We start from the raw sequence: 22,990 nt of genomic DNA on the forward strand, positions 1-22,990 counted from the left end.
TATCACTTCTCCTCCCTTTGAATCATGATGGACAGCTCTTCTTTGCTAATACCGAGCTTGTGTGCTTCCTGGATCATCTTCGTGACATACTGCTCATAGAATTGCTCTCTGCGTTTCTCCATAACCATCCCCCTCGCGCCTTTGGCTACAAACATGCCGATTCCTCGTTTCTTGTACAGCACGCCTTGATCGACCAGCAGATTGACGCCTTTGGCGGCTGTGGCAGGATTAATCTGATAAAAAGAAGCAAACTGATTCGTTGAAGGGACCTGAGCTTCTTCTTCCAACCCACCTTCAATGATGTCGTCTTCGATTCGTTCTGCGATCTGTATAAAAATGGGGCGGTCATCATCCATTTGCAGTCCCATGTGCCACCTCTCCTCATTGGTTAGTTACTATTGTAATTAACCATACAAGCAACAAGGTAAGAAGTCAACTATTTTACAAAAAATAGGCATTGTGTTGTCACGGTTGGACTTCATTCCATTCAAGTTATCGTTTCGGATTACAAAATTTAGGTGTAATATAATCTAACGTATTGTATAATGATTAACACGAATCAACTGATTTCAAGTAATTAGTCACACTAATTTCGCAGAAAATATTACATTATTCATCATGAAGCCTTAGTAAATACGACGTTGTTCTGCTTCGATAGGCAGCTTCCCTGACATGAGAAAAAGACAAAAGGGGATGACGCTGTGCTGATTCCGTATCCAACGGAGCCGTTTTTTGATGAGATGTTTATGAAGGCAGGTGAGCCAAGGCTTCATTATGCCGAGTTCTATCGCAGACTAAGGCGTTTTACAGCCGAAGAGCTGAAGGAGAAGCATGAAACTGCACAGCTATCTTTTCTAAGACAAGGAATCACTTTTACGGTATACAACAATGAGATTGGTACCGAACGTGCGATGCCTTTTGATTTCATTCCCATCATCATTCCCCCTAGAGACTGGGAGCTGATTGAGAGGGGGATGATTCAGCGTACAGAAGCCCTCAACCTCTTTTTGGAGGATATCTACGGAGAACAGCACATGATTCGCGACCGGCTCATTCCCAAAGAGTTAATTATGAACAACCCCTACTATTACCATAAGCAAGTGAAGGGAATTGACATTCCACTGAACAACCATATCTTCCTCGCGGGTATTGATCTGATTCGTGATGATCAGGGGAAATATCATATTCTCGAGGATAATCTGCGGAATCCATCCGGCATGTCCTATGTGTATCAGAACCGCTACGTGATGCGTCAGGTTTACCCTGAATTTTTTGCGCGGCACTCGATTCACCCGCTTGAACATCAGCTTGTTCATCTATATAAAGCTCTGCTCGACCATACACCGCAGTCTTTCGGCTTCTCCTCCTCTCCCTGTGCGGTGCTTCTGACTCCAGGCATGTATAATTCGGCTTATTATGATCATGTGTTCTTAGCCCAGCAGATGGGTATTCCATTAGTAGAGGGAAGAGACCTTACGGTGTTGGATGATATCGTATATATGAAGACGATTCGCGGACTTCGAAGGGTTGATATTATATATCGCCGCATCGACGATGATTTTCTCGATCCGCTTCATTTTCGCAAGGATTCTGTCCTTGGTGTTTCGGGTCTGCTCTCCGCTTATCGCAAAGGCAATGTTGCCATATTAAACGGCATTGGAAACGGGATTGCCGATGACAAAGCAATCTATGCCTACGTCCCAGATATGATTCGTTATTATCTAAACGAAGACCCTATTCTGTCGAATGTTGAAACGTATCGTCTGACCGAACTCTCGGAGCGTGAGTGGGTGCTGGACCATCTGGAGGAGCTGGTCGTCAAGAACGTCGGTGCCTCCGGCGGCTATGATATGCTGATTGGTCCGCATGCTACAGGCGAAGAGATCGATAGGTTCAGGTTAAAAATCATGCAGCAGCCTCATCAGTATATCGCCCAGCCCACCATTCGATTGTCCAGAGCACCGTCCTTTCAGAACGAACGTTTTTATCCGTGTCATGTCGATTTGCGCGTATTCGTCATCCGGGGCCGGAACACGCATGTGCTTCCTGGCGGACTCTCGCGAGTTGCCCTTAAGGAGGGATCGCTTATAGTCAATTCTTCGCAAGGCGGCGGGGGAAAGGATACATGGATTCTGCGGAGAGAGGGAGGAGAGGTGTAGATGCTGAGCAGGGTAGCGGATTGTTTATATTGGATGTCTCGTAATATTGAACGGGCAGAGAGCAACGCGCGTATACTGAATGTACAATTCATTCAGATGCTGGAAGCCTCAGAGGAAGAGATTCTTGCCAAGCATGACTGGGAGATGATCTTCGAAATCTGTGCCCGGACCGATCTGTTCCATGAAGCGATGCAAGAGCGGATGGGGTCCGATCAAGCATTTATACAACAGCTCGTATACGCAAGGACCAATGCTAATTCTGTCGTGAACTGTGTCCAATATGCAAGGGAGAATGCGAGAATGACGAGGACCCAGCTCCCGGATGACCTATGGGAGATCTGGAACGACGTTTATTTGGATATGAGCAGCATGAACAGAGGGGAAGATATCGATAGCAGAGATGTGAAGCGCTGCCTTGAGCGGACGAAGATTGCTTCCCTTACGGCTAGAGGAATTATCGAATCTTCGATGTCACGCGGACCTGCCTATCATATGATCAACATCGGCAAATGGCTCGAACAAGCAGAGAAGACAGCTCGAATTCTGGATGTGGTGAGCAGCTATATCTATGCAGATCCGGCCTGCAGAGGACAAGGAGAATCGTATTACTGGCGTCTTGCCCTGCAATTCGCAAATGGATATGAAGCATTTCTGAAGCGTCATCCACCGGCCATGGAACCGGGTGCGATTCTCGGCTTTCTCGTCGCGGATGATGCTTATCCCAAATCGATTCGTTACTGCATAAGCCAGGTGCGTGAGTCTGTTCAAATTCTGGAGTATGGCAGAGTATCTCATTATTCTTGGGAGATGTATGCTTCCCTCGATGATCTGCTGGGCATGCTGGATGAGGTCAGTATCACTGAACTGAGAGGACCGGAGCTGGACTTCTTCCTCAGCCAGTTTCAAGAGAAGTGCAGGGAGATCGGGCATGTGTTCTCGAAGACTTATTATTTAATAGATACAGGAGAGCGGCAGTTTCAATTACACTACGCAGGAGACTAGAGAAGTGATGAAATACAAAATTGTGCATACCAACACGTTTAAATATGACGATCCGGTGGATCAAAGCATGAATACGATCCGGCTGCGTCCGCTTGAGGATGAGTGTCAGCAGTTGATATCGTACCGAACAGATATCCATCCTTTGGCAGTGACGAAGGGGCATGAGGATGTGTGGGGAAATTATGTTGAAGAATTCTTCATCGCGGAACCTCATTCTTCTCTGGAAGTTATAACCACCTCCATTGTGACGGTGCAGCGGAGCCCTTTTTTACAAGAAATTCGGTATTCTCCTGAAATGAAGGCGTTATTCGAGTCCCCATTATATAAAGAGCATTATGCTGCTTATCTGGCGGAGACGGCTTATACGAAGCTATATATGGAGCAGGTTCAAGCGGCTCAGAAGGAAGCAGGCAGCATGAAGGATCCGCTCAGCTATGCAATACAAGTGATGGAGTATCTGTACACAAGCTTCACCTATGACAAAGACTTTACCAACGTAGAGACAACGGCAGAGGCTGCTTTTGAACACAAAAAAGGCGTTTGCCAGGATTTTTCACATGTCATGCTGGGTATTCTGCGAGCTAGCGGCATTCCATCCCGTTATGTGAGCGGCTATTTGTACGTAGGTGAGGATTCGGCGCTGAAGGGAGATGCTGCATCACATGCCTGGGTCGAGGTGATGGTGCCTGGCATAGGCTGGGCGGGTCTTGATCCGACGAATAATGTGGAGGCTCTATCTAATCATATAAGAGTAGGCACGGGCCGTGATTATGCAGATGTAAGTCCCTTGCAAGGGAAGTATCGAGGTGGAGAGTCTACACTAGATGTCCGTGTGTCTGTACAGCTATTGGCGGAAAGTGCATCAAGCTGAGGAACAGAGAGAAATTCTGCTTAGAGGATTATAGATGAGTAGGAATCGTTTCGGCTGGATGCACCATGGTTAATAAGAGGAGGGCACACAAAAGGTACAATAGAGAATAGGTGATAACATGACGAAGTGTCACATTTGTGGAAAAAGTATAAACGATGTATTAGAGCATGTTGAACATATATTACGGGAATGTAGTCCGGTTCAGGCAGATCAAGCGCTGAAAGTAAATTATGAGCAAGAGGTCACATACGATTAATCGCCTCATCTTGTATTATGATAAGAATAATCCAAGCTATAAATAATAAAAGCTAAAACCTGCCGAGGGCAGGTCAGCTTGTCGAGAAACCCGGTCTCTTTTTTCATAAGACGTTTCATTATGTATGGAGGAATGAAAATGCACGGTTGCTGTCATCAAGGCTTGTTCCTTGACATTATGCAATCCGCGCAAACGGCAGTAGCGAAACCCATGAGCTCTTTGGCATCCGCGAATCTTCGCTCAATAGTTTCCTTTCGTTTTCGGTAGAGATATTTCCGAGATGTACTCAGCCGATTTTTCCGTACCCAGTCTTTGCTATCTTCCCAAACGTGTCGAGTTAGAACCTTTCCCGTGTTCTGAGACTGAGTACATTCTTTCAACATCGGCCAGACTTTGCACTTCTGCCGATCAGATGCATATTGTCGGTATCCTTTGCGATCTGTCGTGCGGTAAGTTAATTCCTGACCGGCTGGACAGCGGTATGAATTTTGCTCCGCATCATACTCAAACTTCCATTTGGGAAATAAACCTTTTTAGACTGAAATCTTCTATGTGCAATCACAGCAAAAATCCCCCGCTATAAGTATTTCTAGCTGTTTCTTGTACCAATCCCTGATTCTCTTCAAATTCTAGAGGGACCGTATCAAACATGGATTGAATTAGATCTTGGTGGTAAGAATTTAATGTATCTAGAGCTACTACTACTTTTTGTTTTGGGAAGTCGTAATATACTTTGGTTATATTTATACCCTTATCTTTTAAATTATCAATGTTATCTACAATTTCCTGAACATATCTGAACAGTTGGTCTTCACTATATTCAACAATCTCATAAATCACTTCACCATTATTAAGTAAAGAAGAGCTCTCAATTTCTACTCTTCTGTCCATTTCAATTTCTTCTAAGCTAGTAAGAGACATCCCATACTTCTCCATAGAAGATTCATTCTTTACTAGAACTGAACTTGAACTTACTAAATTAGTTTGAAAGCCAAACTCTTGTCTAAACTTCTCTTCTAATCCATATTTTTGATTTATAGATAGTTGATTTTCATATTCGCTTTGATCAGCATAAGATATTCCAGTTATTGATAATGAAAGCACTAAACTTATAATGAAAGCACTAAACTTATAATGAATGCAGTAGACTTTTTGAAATTCATGAGAACCTCCTCTTAAGGTTCCTATATGTCAATAATCTCTTTAGTACTAAAAATCATCTCTTTTGCTTCTTCAAAACTTGTCTCATCCGATTCAAAAATAGCACTGAGTATAACATGGCCTTCTGATTTGCTTAACTCTTTTATTTGTGAATCAGTTAAAGTTATCTCGTATTCTTCCGTGTGCCATTGTTCCTTTGTTAAAATAGTTGTTATACCTTCAGTGGTTGTCGCTCTTGGAGGAAGAATAGTCACTCCGTGAGTCTGAATATCAATCGTAAGAAATTTGTTAGCATGGAAAATTTCACTATCATTCTTATCCCCTACGTATTTTATGCTAGGTCTAAAAAGGAAAGTGTTTTCGTTCTTCTTTTCAACAGCTAGTTGAAGTTGATAATTCCCAATAATTTTGTTAGAAATTACTGAATTCCCCTCCTTTCGAATGTGATCTGGTGGACTTGATGAAATATCACTTGTAGAATCAGAACATCCAAATAATGAAAGACATAAGAATAGTATAACTGGCCAAAACTTCATGCCCCTCCCTCCCTTCTTAGTGGTCTTACTAAAATAGACGGTACAAAGAAGTAAAAAGTTTAAAAAAATGTAATCCAATCATTTTTTTAATATGAGGTAGATGTCATTATTACAGATGAACCTAACATAGATAAATAAGTAAGTATTTAAATCCTTCCGTTTCTTTGATTGGGCTAGCAGGATAATGCAGATGTCACCCGATGCAGGGAATGAACAAGAAGCAAGTGTATGATCAAGCTCAAGCTATGATAAATCAGAAACTGCCAGGAGGGCAGGTTTTATGATATTTCATGTAATTTTGATCCAAAAGTGAACTTGTCCATGTTTCGGTCGGGGGGATAAAGCTATAATATCCTTATATCAACAGCACGTCTGGAGGCTTCCTCAATGTACAGTTGGTCCGTCACGGATATCATGTCGTATTTCACGGAAGAAAATATCATAATGCTGCTCGAACGATTCCGTTCCTACGGACCGCTGCCCGGCATTCTAATCACATTCTTGAAATCCTTTATCCCACCGCTGCCAACCCTGCTGATCGTAGGAGCGAACGGCGTTGTTTATGGCTGGGCTGGATTCGTCTACTCGTGGATTGGCCTGGTGGGAGGCAGCTTCCTGACTTTTCTGATCATTCGCAGAATTGCACTGACTTCCTACATCCAGCGCTGGACGCAGAAGCCCAAGGTTCAGAAGAGCTTGCGATGGATACGCCGTAATGCGTTCAGTTACGTATTCCTGCTCGGGATGTTCCCGATGGGACCGTTTGTACTGGTGAACATGGCGGCAGGGGCAGCTCAGATGCGTCCCGGACTATTCCTGCTGGCGGCAGGGGTCGGCAAAGGAATCATGATATTTTATGTGACCTATATCGGCACCAATCTGGAGGAGATTATCCAGCATCCCCTCATTCTGGTTGGCGTCGTGCTGTTTATCATTTTGACCATTGTGGCAAGCAAGAGAGTAGAAGCCTATTACACTGAATCTTCTAATCGATAATAAGTGTGGAGCGGTCCGTTGATTCCGAATACGGGATCTTGATCAGGCAGAGGAACTTGCTTGATGTCCTGAAGAACCTTGGGCCGCTCTCCTGCTTCGCCTGTATAGGTATCATATTCGATTCCATCGGGATAACCGCCCACCACCTGAAAATCGCTGCTTGCTTCAATCTTCTTGTGGCCGGTGCCGGCAGGAAGAACGATGACATCTCCAGCAGAAGCAGTAACCATGATGCCTTTCTCCCCGCCGAGATGCAGCTTGACTGACCCGCTGATTACACCGAGGACCTCATGTGTATTGCTATGATAATGATGATAGGGAAATACGCCGCCCGTCCAGGTATTCTGCCAATTGTGGCTGTTGAATATGGATTCCATCTCCTGTTCTCTGCCTCTTAGAACGCCAGGATATAATAGAACAGGTAAATTCGGGTGGTTTGGAATGATACCATCATCCTCGAAGCGATAAGCCCGTGTCTTGAACTGTGTTTGTGCCATTTGAGATGTCCTCCTTCTATTTACTGTTGAAGGCCTTATATTAAACAAGCCATGAACAAGGGATATCCTCTGATCATGGCTTGCAGCTGTGTCACATAACGTTACTGCAGCTTATTTTTGGCCTGTTCTATTAGAATTATGACTGCTTCAGATTATCCTCTGATCGAGGATTCCAGTTCTCGGCTTGAGGCTCCACGTCCTCATGCTTTTTCATTTTGTCTACTTGCTCCTTGGAGTCTTTCTCCTTGTCCGCTTGATTGCGTACCTCTTCGCTTGATGGTTGTTTCATCGTGAATGCCTCCTTATTCAAATTGGATATAGTTATTACATACCCGGTTTGTAGAAAGGCAAACATGATGCTGAACAGGGCTTTACTAGGCTTGAGGGATAAATTAATATATTAGGAACTACATATGGAAAAATATAACTAAAGAGGATACAATAGCAGAGATACTTAACTGTGGAGGTACGTTATGAAACTCGCAGAAGCACTTATATTACGTTCGGATATACAAAGAAAGATACAACAATTAAGATTTCGTCTGGAAAGTGTCGTTAGAGTACAGGAGGGGGAGGATCCAGCAGAAGACCCTGCTGAGTTGTTCGCTGAGCTGGAGGATTGCTTGACTCAATATACGAAGCTGATTCAGGATATCAATCGCACCAATGCGAAGACTATGCTCGAACCGGGTCTTAGTATTGCGGATGCACTTGCTCTTCGGGAGACTTCTGTGAAGCATCGGGATGTGCTCTATGATGTTATCAGGCAAGCTACCATTCGTCTTGAGCGGACGAGCAGATCCGAGATCAAGTTCGTTACCACCGTTGACAACAAGAAGCTGCAGAAGCAGGTTGACGAGCTCGCGAAGGCTCACCGCGTGCTCGATACGAAGATCCAGGAGAAGAACTGGACGACGGATCTAATCACTTCGCCTTAATTACGAATTTAGAATAGTAGATCAAGATCTCGGTTAGTTGGTAGCCTGCCTGAAGAAAGCGAGCATTAGCCTACCAAGACAGGCAAGGTCTTGGAACCCATTCGAATATTAAAATCGTCGAGAGCCGGGGACTCCATTTATCACAATTTATCCTCAGTACAACGTACATATCACATGTAACAAGTTAATGTTATGACCAAATGCTGATTTTTCAGGTACAGGCGAGGGTGGGCCAGGGGACATTACCGAGATTGCAAGACTGCGAATGCGAGAAGGCATTGCAGTCTTTTTTTATTGGGGATTGAGAGGCCTTTGCATGATAGGTAAATCCATTCATAACAAAGGTTGAAATGGATTCATGCAGTTAAAAATTAACAAGAGTGAGAATAAAACTTTATGGAAATTTTAAGTGTATACGTTGATACATATAGTAATCAGTACGCTCTTTGACACCGTATATAGTATCGAATAACGGAGACAGGCTATTCTTGGATTGATATGAGGCCTTTACTCGTCGTATTGACAAAAAAGGTGTATTTGTTACAATGTTCACAAGGTATTCACAATTGCCAAAATATTTATTTCATGTTCACGTGTAACAAGTGTAATATTAGGGTATAGGATCCGTTTTTATGACCTGTTCGGTAAGTTTGTTATTGCGATAGAATGATCATATTCATGTCAGCAATAGATCCATGGAATACATCACACTTCTACTGTAGAGCTGCCTGAGCCGCCCTTAGTGGCAACGGCTCTTTCTTTGTGTGAAAATTGTTACATTACAATTATGTACTTCCTTGATCGACTAGATTGCTTAGCAGAAATGTCAGGCGAGCGGGCTTATAACCCAAAGTAAAGGAGGACGTTCTCTTATGTCACAACCGACGCAACAAGAAGTACCTGCTACAGGTGCTCCTCAAGCACAAAATGATGTGCTCGATCAATTGATGAAGCCGGAGGTTCAGGAGTCTCTTACTGTTCTGGTTGAGAACTTGCCTAAACTGGCTGAAATGGTAACAGCAATGACTACAGCTTACGACTTTGCTCAAGGGCTGGCGAAGGACCAAGTATTCGTAAACGACATGAAAGTTGCCTTTGGCGAGTTTACTACTCCAGTAGTAGAAAAAGCAAAAGGTGTTGCTTCTGCAGCCATCGAAGCTGGCGATCGCGCTCAAGCGGAACAGTCTTCTGTTGGCTTGTTCGGCATGCTCAAAATGCTGAAAGACCCTAACGTACAACACACGCTTCGTTTTGCCCAAGCTTTCTTGAGCATTTTGAACGAACGTCAGCAAAACAAACAAGACTAAGATTTTTTCATACGAAAGTAAGAACGGAGGATGGATATGTCGAAGCAAATTTTGATCCTGGGCGGCGGCTACGGCGGATTGCTTAGCGCACTTGCAGCGCGTCAATACCTGTCTGCTGAAGAAGCAACGATTACGGTTGTGAACCGCTTCCCGACTCACCAAATCATTACAGAATTGCATCGTCTGGCTGCAGGTACGATTAAAGAGAAGGCTGTTGCTCTTCCACTTGAGAAGCTGCTTCGCGGTAAAGACGTGAATCTTAAAATTGATACGGTTGCCGAAATCAAGCCTGACGAGAACAAAGTCACAATGAAGAGCGGAACCATCTATAGCTATGACTACCTTGTTGTTGCATTGGGTAGTGAAACAGCATTCTTCGGTATTCCAGGACTTCAAGAGTACAGCTTTACGCTGAAATCGGTTGAAGAGGCGAACAATATTCGCGCTCACGTGGAAGCTCGTTTGGATGCATACAAGAAAACAGGCGAGAAAAAGGATGCTACCATCGTTATCGGCGGCGGCGGCTTGACAGGTATCGAGCTTGTTGGTGAGTATGCAGACGTGCTTACTGAAGTTTGTAAACAAAAAGGCATCAACCGCAGCGAAGTGGAGCTCTACAGCGTAGAAGCAGGTCCTTCGATCCTGGCAGGATTCCCGCCAGAGCTGGTTGAGCGCGCTCAAACAAGTCTTGAGAAACGCGGCGTGAAATTCATCGTTGGCGTAGCGATCACAGAAATGCAAGAGCATACGGTATTCCTGAAAGACGGCAGCTCCATCGAGACAAGCACTCTGATCTGGACTGGCGGCGTTCAAGGTAATAGTGTAGTCGCAAACTGCGGTATCGAAGTGAACCGCGGACGTGCAACTGTAAAAGAAACACTGCATTCCACATCCCATGAGAATGTGTTCATCGCTGGTGACAGCGCAGTTGTTATTCCGAGCGAAGGCGCTCGTCCTTACCCTCCAACAGCACAGCTTGCTTGGCAGATGGGTGAGACGATCGGACATAACCTGGCAGCTACCATCAAGGGCGGCGAGCTCGAAGTCTTCACTCCTGTCTTCTCCGGTACATTGGGAAGCCTTGGACGTAAAGACGCGATCGCAATGCTTGGAGGAAGCCAGACTCGTCTGAAAGGTCTTCCTGCAACACTCATGAAAGAAGCAAGTAACATCCGTTACCTGAAACATATCGAGGGTCTGTTCGCTCTGGCGTACTAAGTTCCTCATTTACAAGGCGTCCCTCAGGGGGCGCCTTTTTGCATATCATCATGTTGTAAGTACGGAACTGCATTACATCATTTCACGATTTTGCATAATCGGGGTCATGAATCAGCCTGTAGTGGACCAGCCGGACAGAGTTCTGTATATTCATCTTAGGTAAGAGGCCTTGATTGATTCATAGGTTACAAGGCGACTAGAGGATATAACGGATGCAATACGTCGTTCAGATTGGGTAAATAGATAGGACTACCTTTGTATAGCATAAGGGTATGCATAATTGAATCGAAGGGAGCTATTACATCATGAATGTACTCGTAATTGGAGCCAACGGCCAAATTGGAAGACATCTAGTATCTCAGCTGAAAGAGAACCCGGGACATACCGTTAGTGCTATGGTTCGTAAGCAGGAGCAGTTAGAGGCGCTCGATAAATCAGGTGTAGAGGCGGTGCTTGCCGATCTGGAAGGCACGGTAGAGGAGCTGGCTGAAGCCATGAAGGGAATTGATGCTGTTATCTTCACTGCCGGGTCAGGAGGAAACACAGGTGCAGACAAGACCTTGCTCATCGACCTGGATGGTGCGGTGAAGACGATGGAAGCGGCAGAGAAGGCGGGCATCTCTCGTTACATTATGGTGAGCGCCCTATATGCAGAAGACAGAACCAAGTGGCCTGACTCCATCAAGCCATACTATGTGGCCAAGCACTATGCAGATAAGTGGCTTGAGAGTTCATCCTTGAATTATACGATTATTCGTCCTGGAGGGCTTAAGAATGAGCCGGGCAATGGCAAAGTGACTTTAAATCCGGAGGCAGGAGAGAGCAGCATACCTCGGGAAGATGTAGCTGCTGTCATTATCGCCGCGCTGGATGCGGACAACACATACAGAAAGGCATTTTCGCTCGTATCCGGAACAGAACCCATTAACGAGGTGATTGAACAAATCTAGTCAATTTATTGTTGATTATATTCATATATGAATGAAGCGGGGGAGTCGTCATGAGTGCATCTATTCTCATTGTTGAGGATGAAGAAAAAATCGCTCGATTGCTTGAAATCGAGCTGGAATACGAGAATTATAAAGTGCATAAAACGACGAATGGCACAGAGGGGCTTGCTGCATTTCAACAAGGGGGATATGATCTCGTTCTGCTCGATGTAATGCTGCCGGGACTCAGTGGAATTGAGGTGCTGCGCCGAATTCGCAGTCAGGATGAACATACGCCGGTTATTCTCTTGACAGCTAAGGGATCTGTGGAGGATAAGGTATCGGGACTTGATCTGGGGGCAACGGATTATATAACCAAACCGTTTCAGATTGAAGAATTACTGGCTCGTGTACGGGCTGCGCTGCGTCTGAGCAGTAAGATGCAGCCGCAAACGGCAGCAACTTCTAACTCCGGAGAGTGTGAGACGTGGCTCACGGCAGGTAATCTGCGTGTGAATGAAGCAACTAGAGAGGTCAAACGCGGGGATGGCTTTATTGAGCTCACTCCCCGCGAATTTGATCTGCTTGTCTATTTGCTGCGCAATCAGCGCCAAGTCTTAAACCGCGAGCAGATTCTTGAAGCCGTGTGGGGTTACGACTATTTGGGAGATACCAATGTAGTGGATGTCTATATTCGTTATGTTCGCAAGAAAGTGGATCACGGTCATGAAACAGGACTTATACATACAGTGCGCGGTGTCGGTTACGTGCTTAAGGCGGACGCATGAAGCTGAGAACGACGATTTACGTTTATACGTCCGTATTTTTTATGATACTTCTTCTGTTGATCAACGCATTTATCTATATCCTGTTTGATCGAATGTCGATCAACACGCAGACGGAGCGGGCCGAAGCAGAAGCAGGTGCGATTGTAGAAGGGATAAGGAGCGCAGCAGAGAATGTTGCCCCGGATGATCTCCTTCGTGCTTATGTTCCGACAGATGGTATGCTCCGTCTTGTTCGGATGTCGGGCGAGGGGCCAGTCGTGACGTCTCAAACACAAAAGCACTTAGGTAATCTTGAAGTAACATACCATCCGAACAAAATATCACAGGTCACTGAGGTCGAGGGAGCAAGGTACGTATTTGTATCAATGCCGGTCATCTGGGTTGACGGTGAGGTCGTGAATATACAAATTACCGAAAGTCTGGCAAGTGCAGATAATAATCTGCGTGTCCTGCGCAACGTACTATTCTCCGTCTCTGTTGCAGCGCTGATTGCTGTCATTATTTCCAGTCGTCTGCTCAGCGGGATCATTATCAAGCCGATATCAAGGATGATCGACACGATGAAAAATATTGAACAGGGCGGCGGCTTCAAATCCATCAATATGGAGAAGAAATCCAAGGATGAGCTGTTTGAGATGGGCAATACGTTCAATCGCATGATTGACAGGCTGGAGATGAATTATGAGAAGCAGGAACAATTCGTATCCAACGCCTCCCATGAGCTGAAGACGCCTTTAACCGTTATTGAGAGCTATGCGAGTCTGCTTAAACGCAGAGGAGCAGAGCGGCCTGATCTGTTTAACGAATCGGTTGAGGCTATCCATTCTGAGGCGGTCAGGATGCGTGAAATGACAGAGCAGCTGCTGCTCATGGCAAGGCAGACTGAATCTGCAGAAGTGAAGCTGGAACCCTGCAATATCGCAGATATGACGCGGGATGCAGCCCGGTCTTATCAAACGGCCTACCGCAGAGAGGTGAATGTGCACACTGAAGCAGCTGATGAGCAAATGTTCGCGATCACGGATCTCAATAAAGCCAAGCAGCTCCTTATTCTGTTCCTCGATAACGCGAGGAAATACAGTGAAGAGCAAATCGATATCCATGTTGAGAAGGAACAGGGTTATATTAAAGTCTCGATTAGAGATTACGGCATTGGCATGTCGGAAGGTGAGCTTGCCAAAGTATTCGACCGCTTCTACCGTGTTGATCAGGCCAGAACACGCAAGCAAGGCGGATCAGGGCTTGGACTGTCGCTGGCCAAAGAAATTGCCGGCCATATCCAGGCAGAGATTGAGCTTAGCAGCCGTAGTGGAGAAGGCACAACAGCCATACTGCGCTTCCCCTCGTTTCTCAGCAAATTCTCATAAAGCTCCGCTATAATGGCTCTTTATAAGCCATATATGGCTGTCTTGTGATATGAAACTTAAAGAGGAGGTGTTCTCCTGGTGAACGTTAAAAAGTGGGGTTTATATGGCGGTGTGGCAGCCATTCTGGTGCTAGCGATAGGTCTTTATTATTTTCAGCCATGGAATAAATCAGATATATTATCGGCTGAGACGGTATCTGAGAGCGTGCTTCAGCAGTATCCAGACTCCAAGATCGAGGATAACCGATTGCAGGGGAGCGAATATCACCTTCGTCTGGTTACAAAGACGGGTGGTGAGTACCGTTTAACGGTAGATGCCGAGAGTGGGAGCATTCAAACGATTGAGCAGATTTCACAGAGCGAAGTGAATACACCGGTAATGCAGAGCAGAGAAGATATTAAAAAAGCTGTTCTGGCTGATACTCCAGGAGATCTGCTGTTTCTGGAGCTCGTTCCTGAATCCTCAGGAGGGAAGCGCTACAGAGCAGAGGTACAGACAACGGATCAAATTGTAGAATTACAGCTTGATCCGTACAGCGGAGAGGTTCTGTCACGATCTGAGGTGAAGCCTCAGGATCCGAATACAGGCAGTGGACAGCCGGCTGATCCACAGGAGCCAATCCGGCTCATCAGTGAACAGGATGCCATTGATATTGCCTTAGCTGAGGTGAATGGAGAATTGGAGGACATTGAGCTGCGTGCCAGAGAATCGGATATTCCGTATTATCTGGTTGAAATTGAGGATGTGAGCGGTGAGGAGATGATCGTTCAAGTGCTTGCCATTACGGGCAAGGTCAAATCTGTTATGCATGAGGATGCTTTTGATGACAATGATGATCAAGAAGATGAGAATGAATAATCATTAAAATCAATATCATTAGAACCAATATCATAAAGATGTGAAACCACTTCATTTTCTCATCAAATTCTAATCTTGCTCTTTCTTTGTTCTCATTTTGCGGGAGTAAGATGGTGTTGTAAGGGAGAAACAAACGACCCAATAACATGAAATGGAGCTGATGAGTGATGAAGAAGCAAGTCGTATTGAGCGGGGTGTTGGCTGTAGGTTTGATCGCTGGAGGAACGGCAATCTTCGCCGCAAGTAATAGTGAAGCAGCAACTACAACGGGAAACAGTGAAGTATCCTCTGCTTCCTTTAACCCGGAAACGATGATTAACTTCGGTCAGGCGAAGAAAGCGGCGCTTAAAGCCGCGGGGAACAAAGGTCATATCGATGATATCGATTTGGAGAGATACAATAACATTGCCTTCTATGATGTAGAGATCGAGCAAGGCGACAAAGATGTCACTGTTCATATTGATGCTTATACTGGAAAGACACTCGATGTATTCACGCATGATGATGATCGTTATGATGATGACCGCTATGACGATGATGATGATCGTTACGAGTCTGAAGCCATCGCTTCGGTGAAGCTGTCTGCAGCAGATGCGGAGAAGATTGCGATTAAGCAGTTGAGTAACAGCAAGGTGGTACAGATTGAGCTGGACGAGGATGACAATCGGCTTCAATATGAAGTAGAGGTCGTTAACTCCAAGTATGAAGCAGAGGTTGAGATTGACGCGAACACCGGCAAGGTGCTGTCCATAGACAAAGATGATCGTGACGACGATTAATCGTTAACAATAGCATTCTAATTGATGACATTAAGTTAATCACACACACCCAAATAGCCATAGATGCATGATTAGAAGGCCCTCATGAGAGAGGGTCTTTTTTTGATGTCATGAGAGGTATAAGTGTGACCGCACTAATTTACATAATATGCTAGTAAGATTCTTTTGCTTAAGGATCACTATAACTATAAATATTCCAATGCTTGTCCTGGTTTAAAAGGATCGATATCTGACAGATGAGAGGGTGCACACTTACATGATTAAAATAGGATACACATTGCTGCTAATCATCCTCATAACATGCTTGGCAACAGGGTGTCAGTACCAAAGCTCGCAATTCGAGGATCAAGATCTGCTGCACGTGAAGTCTGCGAACAGAGATCATTCCAAGAAAGTCATGTTCTTGCTGGTCGATTCGTTAATGGCAGAAGCCATTGATCAGGGAATCCGGCAGGGTGAGCTGCCCAGCTTCAAATACTTAATCGATCACGGTCAATATTACAGAGATATGGTTACCTCCTTCCCTACGATGTCTGTGTCTATCGACAGCTCTTTGCTGACCGGTTCATATCCTGATGAACACCAAATTCCAGGGCTCGTATGGTATTCTGCACAGGAGAAGAAATTGATCAATTATGGATCCGGTCCTATGGAGATCTGGAAGCATGGCATTAATAGAACGCTGTCCGATGCTATCGTGAATTTAAACGGTAACCATCTGAGTCCGAAACGGTCTACAATCTACGAAGATTTGGCACGAAAAAATCTAAAATCCGGTTCAATAAACGGGTTGATCTATCGCGGTCTGTCCGATCATACGCTTCAGCTTCCCGCTTGGGTGTATGGTCCGTCATCATTACCGCAGAAAATCCATGTCAAGGGTCCAGATTTGCTGGCTCTGGGCTCAATGGCTAATCCACTAGAGAACGCGTCTGAGGATGCGTCCACGCATAATCTGCCCGATGGTCTTCCCGATCGGATGGGCCTCACGAACAAATACTCGGTAGAAGCAGTAAAATATTTGGTGAAGCAAAATAAACTGCCTGATTTCTTATTTGCCTATCTACCGGACCTGGATCAAAAAATGCATAAGAGCGGCCCGCCTGGACTGGAGGGAGTCAAAGAAGTGGACAGGCAGCTTGAGGAAATGCTGCAGGCTTTTGGATCGAGAGAGACAGCAGTGGATAAGACGGTTTTTATTATTGCTGGAGACAGCGGGATGACAAGGCTTCTACCCGAGGATCAGAACGCTGTGATTGATCTTCCTGATCTGTTCACAGATTATAGGGTACTGCGTGCGGGTGAGGAAGTCACAGAAGAGACAGATATCATTCTCGCTGTGAATGAAACGATGGCTTATGTGTATCCGAACAATACGGCGAAGCCCTATGAAGAATGGGCTCGTCTGATGACAGCAGACCCCCGTATCGATTTTGTATCCTGGAAGGAGGGTGGATGGATCCATGTACTTCAAGGGGAGACGAACAAACGGCTGATGTACCGAGTTGGCGGGGGCCTTGTCGATCCCTACCAGCAGAATTGGACGATTGAAGAGGCGCCGGAGGTGCTGGATCTGAATATAGATCAAGGGAGTGGATCGCTGAAATATGGTGACTATCCTGATGTGCTGCGGCGATTATCTAGTGCGCTTCACTCCCATCAAGGAGATTTCCTAGTTGTCACGGCGAAGCCGGGATATGAGTTAGCGGATCGCAGCTCGCCGACACATCATGGTGGGGGCGGACATGGGTCCATTCGTAAGGACGAGTCTCTTGTCCCTCTGATTATTTGTGGAACGGATCAACAGCCGCCCAAAGATTTAAGAATCATTGATTTAAAGCTATATCTGCAGAAGCTGCTCACGGACTGATTCAAGCGAATTTCGCTTCGGCAATTGTATCCGCTGCTGAAGCAGTTGTAATACCGTTCTTACGAGCATACTCGTACAGATGCTTAAGGGTACCTGGTATCTTCTCAACCGCTGCTGTGGCTCCTCGGGCCCCGGTTCCGGCAAGCTCAGCGCCAGTACTGAGAATTCCACCTGCATTGATGGCATAATCAGGGGCATACAGAATATTTCGCTGCTCCAGCATATCACACAGCTGTTCATCAGCTAATTGGTTGTTGGCTGCACCGGCAACAATCCCGCAGGACAATTGGGGAATGCTCAGATGAGTGAGCGTTCCGCCCATAGCGCATGGAGCATAGACCTCACAGCTGTGCAGATGAATATTCTCGGATGAGACGGGTAATGCATTAAATTCTTGCACAGCTTGGCTTATTTTTCCCGGATCAATATCAGATACAATCAGCTGAGCTCCAGCCTGATGAAGACGTCTTGCCAAGGCATATCCGACTTTGCCAAGCCCTTGGAGCGCGATTCGAACTCCTTTCATATCGGTCAGCCCATATTTGCAGGTTAACGAAGTCTGTATGCCAAGAAATACACCATAGGCAGTCATTTCGGCAGTGAAATTTCCGGTTGCTCCCAGTGTTCCGCTCTGATCGGTCACATGTCTGGTTTCACGGTTAATCTGGTCCATATCCTGTGGAGTCGTTCCAAGATCGACCCCGGTAATATACTCACCATGCAGCCTCTCTATGAATCGACCGAGTGCAGCAAACGCCGCATCCCGCCTCATACCGACATGCTTCAACACCACGGCCTTGCCCCCGCCGTATGGCAGGCCAGATATAGCTGCCTTATAGGTCATGCCTTTAGCAAGTTTCATGGCATCTTCAATGGCTTCCTGTTCCGAAGCATATGACCATAAGCGGCAGCCCCCCAAGGCAGGTCCCAGCTTGGTACTGTGCAAGGCGATAACGGCTTTGAGACCGCTCTTCTGATCCTGACAAAATATGAGCTCTTCCATCCCGCGGTCCTGCATTGCCCTCCAGACATCCATGTCTGATGCGCCTCCTCCATTATTCTATATCCATATATTTGTCTAATATATTCGAATCGTCTCTTGAAAGCGCATGGACAGATGTACTGATTATTGGTGCATCGCAAGAAATGGCTTGTTTCAGTATAATAATACAGGTGTAATACAATTGGATATGCTGTATTTAGGAACATTCGGATGAGGCGCCAGATAAGAAGAACGTTTGGTGCTAACAGCTTGGCAGATAGGAGTGTGATGACATGGGCACAACGTTGCTTTTTATTTTTGCGATCCAGATTGTATATGTATCAGCTTACACGCTGCGAATGATTCTGACGCTGAAGGGCCAGAAGTATATCGCGGCACTGATCAGTATGATGGAGATCGTCATTTACGTGCTTGGCTTAAATCTGGTGCTTAGTTATTTGGATCAGGCTGCCGCCTTGATCGTATATGCGCTCGGTTATGGTTTAGGTATCCTGATTGGAGCTTGGATTGAGGAGAAGATCGCGCTCGGTTATGTGACGGTCAAAGTGATCTGTGATCAGGCCAGGGGAACGATAGTAACCACACTTAGAGAAAAAGGCTACGGTGTTACCTCATGGCTCGGCAATGGCCGAGATGGTGACCGGCTTGTAATGGAAATACTGGCAAAGCGCAAAAATCAGAAGAGGCTGTATCAGTCCATTCTGGAGCTTGATCCCAAAGCATTTATTATAACGGTGGAGCCCAAGCAGTTCCATGGCGGCTTCTGGACAAGATCCATTAAGAGATAGCGGAGAATGGCTTCATCCCAAAAAAGATTCGATAGAAATGAGATAATGATTGTAAGTTCTTAATGATCATAGAGAACATAGAGTGTCTAAAGTTCCCTAGAATAATCTAAAAGAGCCTGGCGAGCACCCTAGCGGCGTGAGCGGGCTCTTTTTCTATTGCAGAGCATGTGAAGAAATGATTATTGTCTTGCCGAGTGAGTGCATTGTTCAGCTCACAGCTGTTCTGCTGATTATTGCTGTAATCTATTCCATTGATTAAATTGAGAGCAATTCGAAACAGAGGAGGCGATGAATGATGAAAAGAAAGGACAAACCTTGGAGGACACTGTTTGCAGCGGTGATTAGTCTCGCGCTTGTCATAACGGTTGTCCCTCTACAGCAGACGGTTGCCGCAGGAAATGCAGATTATAACCTGACATGATTCTCGGCCGGTAATGCGGGAGGAGGCATTGTCAGCGAGACCGACACAGCGAAGTATCGGAAAGTTTATAATGCCACAGAACTGGCGGCCGCATTAAAGAAAGGCTCTGGCGTAAAAGTAGTAGAAATCATGAACGATCTTGATTTGGGCTGGAACGAGCTCCCTGCCGCTGCCCAGAAGTCGCCTTTTGCCGAGCATAATGATGCCCTAACACACCCGGTTCTGAAGCAGACAGGTGTCAGCAAGCTGACCATTGACGGCTTTAACGGGCTTACGATCTTCTCTGCAAATGGAGCCACCATCAAGCATGCAGCCATCAGCGTGAAGCGCAGCCAGAACGTGATCATTCGGAACCTAGAGTTTGATGAGCTGTGGGAGTGGGATGAGTCCTCCAAGGGAGATTACGACAAGAATGACTGGGATTACATTACCCTGGAGGAGACCAGTAAAGTGTGGATTGACCACTGCACGTTTCATAAAGCCTATGACGGGCTGGTCGATGCAAAAAAAGGAACGAATGGTGTGACGATCTCGTGGTCTGTATTCAAGGGAGATGACAGAAGTGCAAACAGCTGGGTTACACAGCAGATCAATGAACTGGAAGCAAACCGTTCATCCTATCCGATGTACAACTATTTGCGAAGCACCGCCGTAGGTCTGAGCAAGGACGATATTATTGCGATTGCTGCCTCTCAGAAAAAAGGTCATCTCGTCGGCTCCACCTCTTTTGATTCAGGAAACCCGAGTCTGTCCATTACACTACACCATAACTACTACAAGGATGTTCAGGACCGTCTGCCGCGCCTGCGGGGCGGAAATGCGCATGCCTATAACATCGTTATGGACAGCGGGGAAGCGAGGCTTGCCAAGCAGCGAATTACACCGGCGATGGCTTCCGCTATTTCATCCAAAGGCTATAAGTTTGATGTAACGAGCAATGGAGCCATCTCAACAGAGGGAGGCGCCGTATTGGTTGAGAAATCAAGCATTATCGGCATCCAGTATCCGATGCGCAACAACCAGACGGACCCATCCGACGCTTCATACACCGGTAAAATTCGAGCTGTGGACACGATGTACTCGCTAGACGGCTCCTCGTTCCGGGGCAGCAGCGATACGGCAGGTAGTCCGCTCGCACCTGTACCTGCGGTAATCATCCCGTTCAGCTGGAGCGGTATGAGCTCGCTGCCTTACAGCCATACGATGGATGATCCTTCGACGCTCCAATCAAGACTCACGGGAGCGGCAGGAGCGGGAGCAGGCATACTGAGCTGGAGCAAGGATAACTGGCTGAAGACAGCGTACTAAATGTAGTGTCACTCCATATTTGTTGAGATCATACAGCCCAGTGAGCACCGCTAATCAGAGCTCGCTGGGCTTTTTTTGTTAAGTTATACATGGATCCTTCTCCATAACTCATTTAAATGATGACATATTTTTCACACTCCGTTAACAGTCTCCTTTAAAAATCATCGTAATATGTAATTTAAGACCTAGATGTTGATAAGGAGGTTATATAAAAGATGATTGAGCGACTGGAATCCATAACAGGCATGGTCGTGGCAGGACATCGGGGTTATAAATCGGCTTACCCGGAGAATACGCTGCTATCCTTCAAGCGCGCTATCGAAGTGGGTTGTCACATGCTGGAGTTTGATCTGCGCATGTCGAAGGACCGTGAGGTCGTCGTTATTCACGATGCAACAGTGGACCGCACGACGAATGGCAGCGGTGAAGTGAGGGAGAAGACGCTCGCGGAGCTGAAGGAGCTGGATGCCGGAGGCTGGTTCGCTCCGGAGTTCGAAGGACTTAGAATTCCTGCATTTCAAGAGCTGTGCCAGCTGCTTGCCGGATATCCGGACATGTTGCTGAACGTGGAGATCAAATCCAGCGCCGATGCGAAGGACACAGCCGATGCTGCAATAGAGCTGCTGCATGAGCATGGTCTGTACGAGAGGTGTGTCTTTACCTGCTTTGATGCTGATATTATCGCTTACCTATATGATCAATACGGAGCCAAGACCCAAGGATTTAAGGGTGAGGTTATGCGTAATTTTGTTCCAGGGGAGGACGGTACTTACTCCAAAATGTGGGCTCTAGCGATGGAGCTGGCGATCCTGAATCGGGAAGATGTACAAGCATTCCGGAATATGGGGCTGCAGGTGTGGAGCTACTGTCCAGACACGAGTGACAGTGTGCTGTATGCAGTCGGCTGCGGAACGCAGATGATGACCTGCAACGACCCACTTCCTGCTTTGCGCATTAAACAGCGGCTGGAAGGCACAGCTTAAAAATATGCCAAATGCTGTGGTATGCCGAAGCCTGAACTGGGGAATAATGAAGAGGCGGGGAATGTCAGAGGCATGCCACAGCTTACTTTTTTAAGCCAGCATCATACGTCAAATATAAGAACAAACAATTTAGTTTGGTAAATAAAGTAATTTTTTCTTAATTTCTATTGCATTGTTGATTTAAATATGATAAGGTATATGAAACGGTGTAATTCACATTTTGGAAAGAGCTTCATTTCGAAATGGCACTTTTTCCAATATGTGAATTTTTTTAAATGAAAATAACCATATTAATATAGTGTAAAGGAGAATGACCCTAATGCAAACAGGTACAGTTAAATGGTTTAACGCAGAGAAAGGCTTCGGTTTCATCGAAGTTGAAGGCGGAAGCGACGTTTTCGTACATTTCAGCGCAATCACTGGCGACGGTTTCAAAACCCTCGACGAAGGACAACGCGTTGAATTCAACGTGGTAGAAGGAAACCGCGGACCACAAGCAGAGAACGTAGTAAAAGTATACTAAGCCGACCTGCTAAACTGCCTTTAACTGACAAGTTGAAGGCAGTTCTTGTTTTCACTCCAAAATAGCGAATGCGGGATAGACGGAATAGAGCCGTTTATTTGCGTAGATAGGAGGGGAAGTATTCATGTACAGACGTCAAGTAACAGAGGAAATCCCCGAGGAAAACACAAAAGTGTGGTCATGTACCAATGATGACTGCAAAGGCTGGATGAGGGACGACTTTACGTTCGAGAGCGAACCAAGCTGCAGTCTATGTTCCTCGCCAATGGAGCGGCAGATGAGAATGTTGCCTATACTCTCCAACGCAACCAGTGATCTGAAAGCAATGAAAAAAGGTTAGTTTTTTGTATGTTGATACAAATGGAATATAAGAAATAGCATAGCTCTGTAAGTGTACCGCGATAAGGTAAGGTTACTCCTTCCCCTATGGCG

General features: G+C 45.9%; 23 protein-coding genes and 2 pseudogenes. 18 read left to right on the plus strand and 7 right to left on the minus strand.

All coding sequences use genetic code 11. The features are described 5' to 3' along the window. Positions 1-2: 2 nt before the first annotated feature. Positions 3-368, minus strand: a complete 366-nt coding sequence (locus BM415_RS16950; protein WP_091160071.1) for a GntR family transcriptional regulator — start codon at positions 366-368, stop codon at positions 3-5. Between the two features lie 372 nt (positions 369-740). On the opposite strand from BM415_RS16950, the gene BM415_RS16955 reads away from it, so the two are divergent. From BM415_RS16955 to BM415_RS16965, 3 genes are read left to right on the plus strand one after another with little or no spacing between them, the layout of a single operon-like run. Then, on the plus strand, positions 741-2,159 hold the full coding sequence (locus BM415_RS16955; protein WP_091160273.1) for a circularly permuted type 2 ATP-grasp protein: 1,419 nt from the start codon (positions 741-743) through the stop codon (positions 2,157-2,159). Continuing rightward, positions 2,160-3,161: an alpha-E domain-containing protein gene (locus tag BM415_RS16960; protein WP_091160073.1), complete on the plus strand. Its 1,002-nt coding sequence runs from the start codon at positions 2,160-2,162 to the stop codon at positions 3,159-3,161. It begins immediately after the preceding gene. A gap of 7 nt (positions 3,162-3,168) precedes the next feature. Then, positions 3,169-4,032, plus strand: a complete 864-nt coding sequence (locus BM415_RS16965) for a transglutaminase family protein (protein WP_091160074.1) — start codon at positions 3,169-3,171, stop codon at positions 4,030-4,032. Positions 4,033-4,432: 400 nt separating this feature from the next. Here the strand turns inward: BM415_RS16965 and BM415_RS16970 are convergent. The 3 genes and pseudogenes from BM415_RS16970 to BM415_RS16980 all read right to left on the minus strand — a co-directional run. Next, positions 4,433-4,865, minus strand: a pseudogene (locus tag BM415_RS16970) (transposase); the annotation flags it as partial. Then, complete coding sequence (locus BM415_RS16975; RefSeq protein WP_091160078.1) at positions 4,847-5,209, minus strand: hypothetical protein; 363 nt, start codon at positions 5,207-5,209, stop codon at positions 4,847-4,849. The gene BM415_RS16975 and the pseudogene BM415_RS16970, both read right to left, overlap by 19 nt. Positions 5,210-5,472: 263 nt before the next feature. Further along, the gene (locus BM415_RS16980; protein WP_091160080.1) at positions 5,473-5,985 is read right to left on the minus strand and encodes a hypothetical protein; all 513 of its coding nucleotides are present in this window, start codon (positions 5,983-5,985) and stop codon (positions 5,473-5,475) included. 387 nt (positions 5,986-6,372) lie between these two features. Here BM415_RS16980 and BM415_RS16985 point away from each other — a divergent pair, with 387 nt between their 5' ends. Next, positions 6,373-6,981 carry a TVP38/TMEM64 family protein gene (locus BM415_RS16985; protein WP_244533484.1) on the plus strand — a complete coding sequence of 203 codons (609 nt, stop codon included), beginning with the start codon at positions 6,373-6,375 and terminating at the stop codon, positions 6,979-6,981. On the opposite strand, the gene BM415_RS16990 is transcribed toward BM415_RS16985, so the two are convergent. Both BM415_RS16990 and BM415_RS25155 read right to left on the minus strand, forming a co-directional pair. Further along, entirely contained in the window at positions 6,957-7,478 is a 522-nt protein-coding gene (locus BM415_RS16990; protein ID WP_091160081.1) for a cupin domain-containing protein, read from the minus strand. The two genes, BM415_RS16985 and BM415_RS16990, sit on opposite strands and share 25 nt — an antisense overlap. Before the next feature lie 136 nt (positions 7,479-7,614). Beyond that, positions 7,615-7,767 carry a hypothetical protein gene (locus BM415_RS25155; RefSeq protein WP_170862523.1) on the minus strand — a complete coding sequence of 51 codons (153 nt, stop codon included), beginning with the start codon at positions 7,765-7,767 and terminating at the stop codon, positions 7,615-7,617. 184 nt (positions 7,768-7,951) lie between these two features. On the opposite strand from BM415_RS25155, the gene BM415_RS16995 reads away from it, so the two are divergent. The 9 genes from BM415_RS16995 to BM415_RS17035 all read left to right on the plus strand — a co-directional run bounded on the left by BM415_RS16995 (position 7,952) and on the right by BM415_RS17035 (position 17,532). Further along, complete coding sequence (locus BM415_RS16995) at positions 7,952-8,416, plus strand: DIP1984 family protein (protein ID WP_091160082.1); 465 nt, start codon at positions 7,952-7,954, stop codon at positions 8,414-8,416. Positions 8,417-9,288: 872 nt separating this feature from the next. Further along, positions 9,289-9,723 carry a DUF1641 domain-containing protein gene (locus BM415_RS17000; RefSeq protein ID WP_091160084.1) on the plus strand — a complete coding sequence of 145 codons (435 nt, stop codon included), beginning with the start codon at positions 9,289-9,291 and terminating at the stop codon, positions 9,721-9,723. Positions 9,724-9,759: 36 nt separating this feature from the next. Further along, on the plus strand, positions 9,760-10,941 hold the full coding sequence (locus BM415_RS17005; RefSeq protein ID WP_091160085.1) for an NAD(P)/FAD-dependent oxidoreductase: 1,182 nt from the start codon (positions 9,760-9,762) through the stop codon (positions 10,939-10,941). 305 nt (positions 10,942-11,246) lie between these two features. Continuing rightward, positions 11,247-11,891, plus strand: coding sequence for an SDR family oxidoreductase (locus BM415_RS17010; RefSeq protein WP_091160087.1), 645 nt, complete (start codon positions 11,247-11,249; stop codon positions 11,889-11,891). A 50-nt stretch (positions 11,892-11,941) separates the two neighbouring features. Then, complete coding sequence (locus BM415_RS17015) at positions 11,942-12,658, plus strand: response regulator transcription factor (RefSeq protein WP_091160088.1); 717 nt, start codon at positions 11,942-11,944, stop codon at positions 12,656-12,658. After that, positions 12,655-14,025 carry a sensor histidine kinase gene (locus BM415_RS17020; protein ID WP_091160090.1) on the plus strand — a complete coding sequence of 457 codons (1,371 nt, stop codon included), beginning with the start codon at positions 12,655-12,657 and terminating at the stop codon, positions 14,023-14,025. The genes BM415_RS17015 and BM415_RS17020 overlap by 4 nt, the downstream gene beginning before the upstream one ends. 78 nt (positions 14,026-14,103) lie before the next feature. Then, entirely contained in the window at positions 14,104-14,883 is a 780-nt protein-coding gene (locus BM415_RS17025; RefSeq protein ID WP_091160092.1) for a PepSY domain-containing protein, read from the plus strand. A 167-nt stretch (positions 14,884-15,050) separates the two neighbouring features. Next, positions 15,051-15,662: a PepSY domain-containing protein gene (locus BM415_RS17030; protein WP_091160093.1), complete on the plus strand. Its 612-nt coding sequence runs from the start codon at positions 15,051-15,053 to the stop codon at positions 15,660-15,662. Positions 15,663-15,918: 256 nt separating this feature from the next. Then, positions 15,919-17,532: an alkaline phosphatase family protein gene (locus BM415_RS17035; protein WP_091160094.1), complete on the plus strand. Its 1,614-nt coding sequence runs from the start codon at positions 15,919-15,921 to the stop codon at positions 17,530-17,532. A gap of 1 nt (position 17,533) precedes the next feature. On the opposite strand, the gene BM415_RS17040 is transcribed toward BM415_RS17035, so the two are convergent. Further along, positions 17,534-18,568, minus strand: coding sequence for a Leu/Phe/Val dehydrogenase (locus BM415_RS17040; RefSeq protein ID WP_091160096.1), 1,035 nt, complete (start codon positions 18,566-18,568; stop codon positions 17,534-17,536). A 239-nt stretch (positions 18,569-18,807) separates the two neighbouring features. Between BM415_RS17040 and BM415_RS17045 the strand changes: the two genes are divergently transcribed. From BM415_RS17045 to BM415_RS17065, 5 genes and pseudogenes are all read left to right on the plus strand, one after another. After that, on the plus strand, positions 18,808-19,323 hold the full coding sequence (locus BM415_RS17045; RefSeq protein ID WP_091160098.1) for a DUF2179 domain-containing protein: 516 nt from the start codon (positions 18,808-18,810) through the stop codon (positions 19,321-19,323). 295 nt (positions 19,324-19,618) lie between these two features. Next, positions 19,619-21,052: pseudogene (locus BM415_RS17050) on the plus strand (hypothetical protein). A 215-nt stretch (positions 21,053-21,267) separates the two neighbouring features. Then, on the plus strand, positions 21,268-22,035 hold the full coding sequence (locus tag BM415_RS17055) for a glycerophosphodiester phosphodiesterase family protein (RefSeq protein ID WP_091160099.1): 768 nt from the start codon (positions 21,268-21,270) through the stop codon (positions 22,033-22,035). 319 nt (positions 22,036-22,354) lie between these two features. Further along, on the plus strand, positions 22,355-22,558 hold the full coding sequence (locus BM415_RS17060) for a cold-shock protein (protein ID WP_091160101.1): 204 nt from the start codon (positions 22,355-22,357) through the stop codon (positions 22,556-22,558). Between the two features lie 124 nt (positions 22,559-22,682). Further along, entirely contained in the window at positions 22,683-22,898 is a 216-nt protein-coding gene (locus BM415_RS17065) for a cold-shock protein (RefSeq protein WP_091160102.1), read from the plus strand. The last annotated feature ends 92 nt before the right edge of the window (positions 22,899-22,990 follow it).

This window comes from Paenibacillus sp. 453mf (assembly GCF_900116105.1).
Classification (GTDB): domain Bacteria; phylum Bacillota; class Bacilli; order Paenibacillales; family Paenibacillaceae; genus Paenibacillus; species Paenibacillus provencensis.

Coding starts and splice junctions, on each gene's coding strand:
- BM415_RS16955 (WP_091160273.1), top strand. CDS start 741: ATGTTTATGAAGGCAGGTGAGCCAAGGCTTCATTATGCCGAGTTCTAT.
- BM415_RS16990 (WP_091160081.1), bottom strand. CDS start 7,478: ATGGCACAAACACAGTTCAAGACACGGGCTTATCGCTTCGAGGATGAT.
- BM415_RS16950 (WP_091160071.1), bottom strand. CDS start 368: ATGGGACTGCAAATGGATGATGACCGCCCCATTTTTATACAGATCGCA.
- BM415_RS16980 (WP_091160080.1), bottom strand. CDS start 5,985: ATGAAGTTTTGGCCAGTTATACTATTCTTATGTCTTTCATTATTTGGA.
- BM415_RS17000 (WP_091160084.1), top strand. CDS start 9,289: ATGTCACAACCGACGCAACAAGAAGTACCTGCTACAGGTGCTCCTCAA.
- BM415_RS16965 (WP_091160074.1), top strand. CDS start 3,169: ATGAAATACAAAATTGTGCATACCAACACGTTTAAATATGACGATCCG.
- BM415_RS16995 (WP_091160082.1), top strand. CDS start 7,952: ATGAAACTCGCAGAAGCACTTATATTACGTTCGGATATACAAAGAAAG.
- BM415_RS17010 (WP_091160087.1), top strand. CDS start 11,247: ATGAATGTACTCGTAATTGGAGCCAACGGCCAAATTGGAAGACATCTA.
- BM415_RS16985 (WP_244533484.1), top strand. CDS start 6,373: ATGTACAGTTGGTCCGTCACGGATATCATGTCGTATTTCACGGAAGAA.
- BM415_RS17045 (WP_091160098.1), top strand. CDS start 18,808: ATGGGCACAACGTTGCTTTTTATTTTTGCGATCCAGATTGTATATGTA.
- BM415_RS17005 (WP_091160085.1), top strand. CDS start 9,760: ATGTCGAAGCAAATTTTGATCCTGGGCGGCGGCTACGGCGGATTGCTT.
- BM415_RS16960 (WP_091160073.1), top strand. CDS start 2,160: ATGCTGAGCAGGGTAGCGGATTGTTTATATTGGATGTCTCGTAATATT.
- BM415_RS17055 (WP_091160099.1), top strand. CDS start 21,268: ATGATTGAGCGACTGGAATCCATAACAGGCATGGTCGTGGCAGGACAT.
- BM415_RS25155 (WP_170862523.1), bottom strand. CDS start 7,767: ATGAAACAACCATCAAGCGAAGAGGTACGCAATCAAGCGGACAAGGAG.
- BM415_RS17035 (WP_091160094.1), top strand. CDS start 15,919: ATGATTAAAATAGGATACACATTGCTGCTAATCATCCTCATAACATGC.
- BM415_RS16975 (WP_091160078.1), bottom strand. CDS start 5,209: ATGTCTCTTACTAGCTTAGAAGAAATTGAAATGGACAGAAGAGTAGAA.
- BM415_RS17030 (WP_091160093.1), top strand. CDS start 15,051: ATGAAGAAGCAAGTCGTATTGAGCGGGGTGTTGGCTGTAGGTTTGATC.
- BM415_RS17040 (WP_091160096.1), bottom strand. CDS start 18,568: ATGGATGTCTGGAGGGCAATGCAGGACCGCGGGATGGAAGAGCTCATA.
- BM415_RS17020 (WP_091160090.1), top strand. CDS start 12,655: ATGAAGCTGAGAACGACGATTTACGTTTATACGTCCGTATTTTTTATG.
- BM415_RS17015 (WP_091160088.1), top strand. CDS start 11,942: ATGAGTGCATCTATTCTCATTGTTGAGGATGAAGAAAAAATCGCTCGA.
- BM415_RS17065 (WP_091160102.1), top strand. CDS start 22,683: ATGTACAGACGTCAAGTAACAGAGGAAATCCCCGAGGAAAACACAAAA.
- BM415_RS17060 (WP_091160101.1), top strand. CDS start 22,355: ATGCAAACAGGTACAGTTAAATGGTTTAACGCAGAGAAAGGCTTCGGT.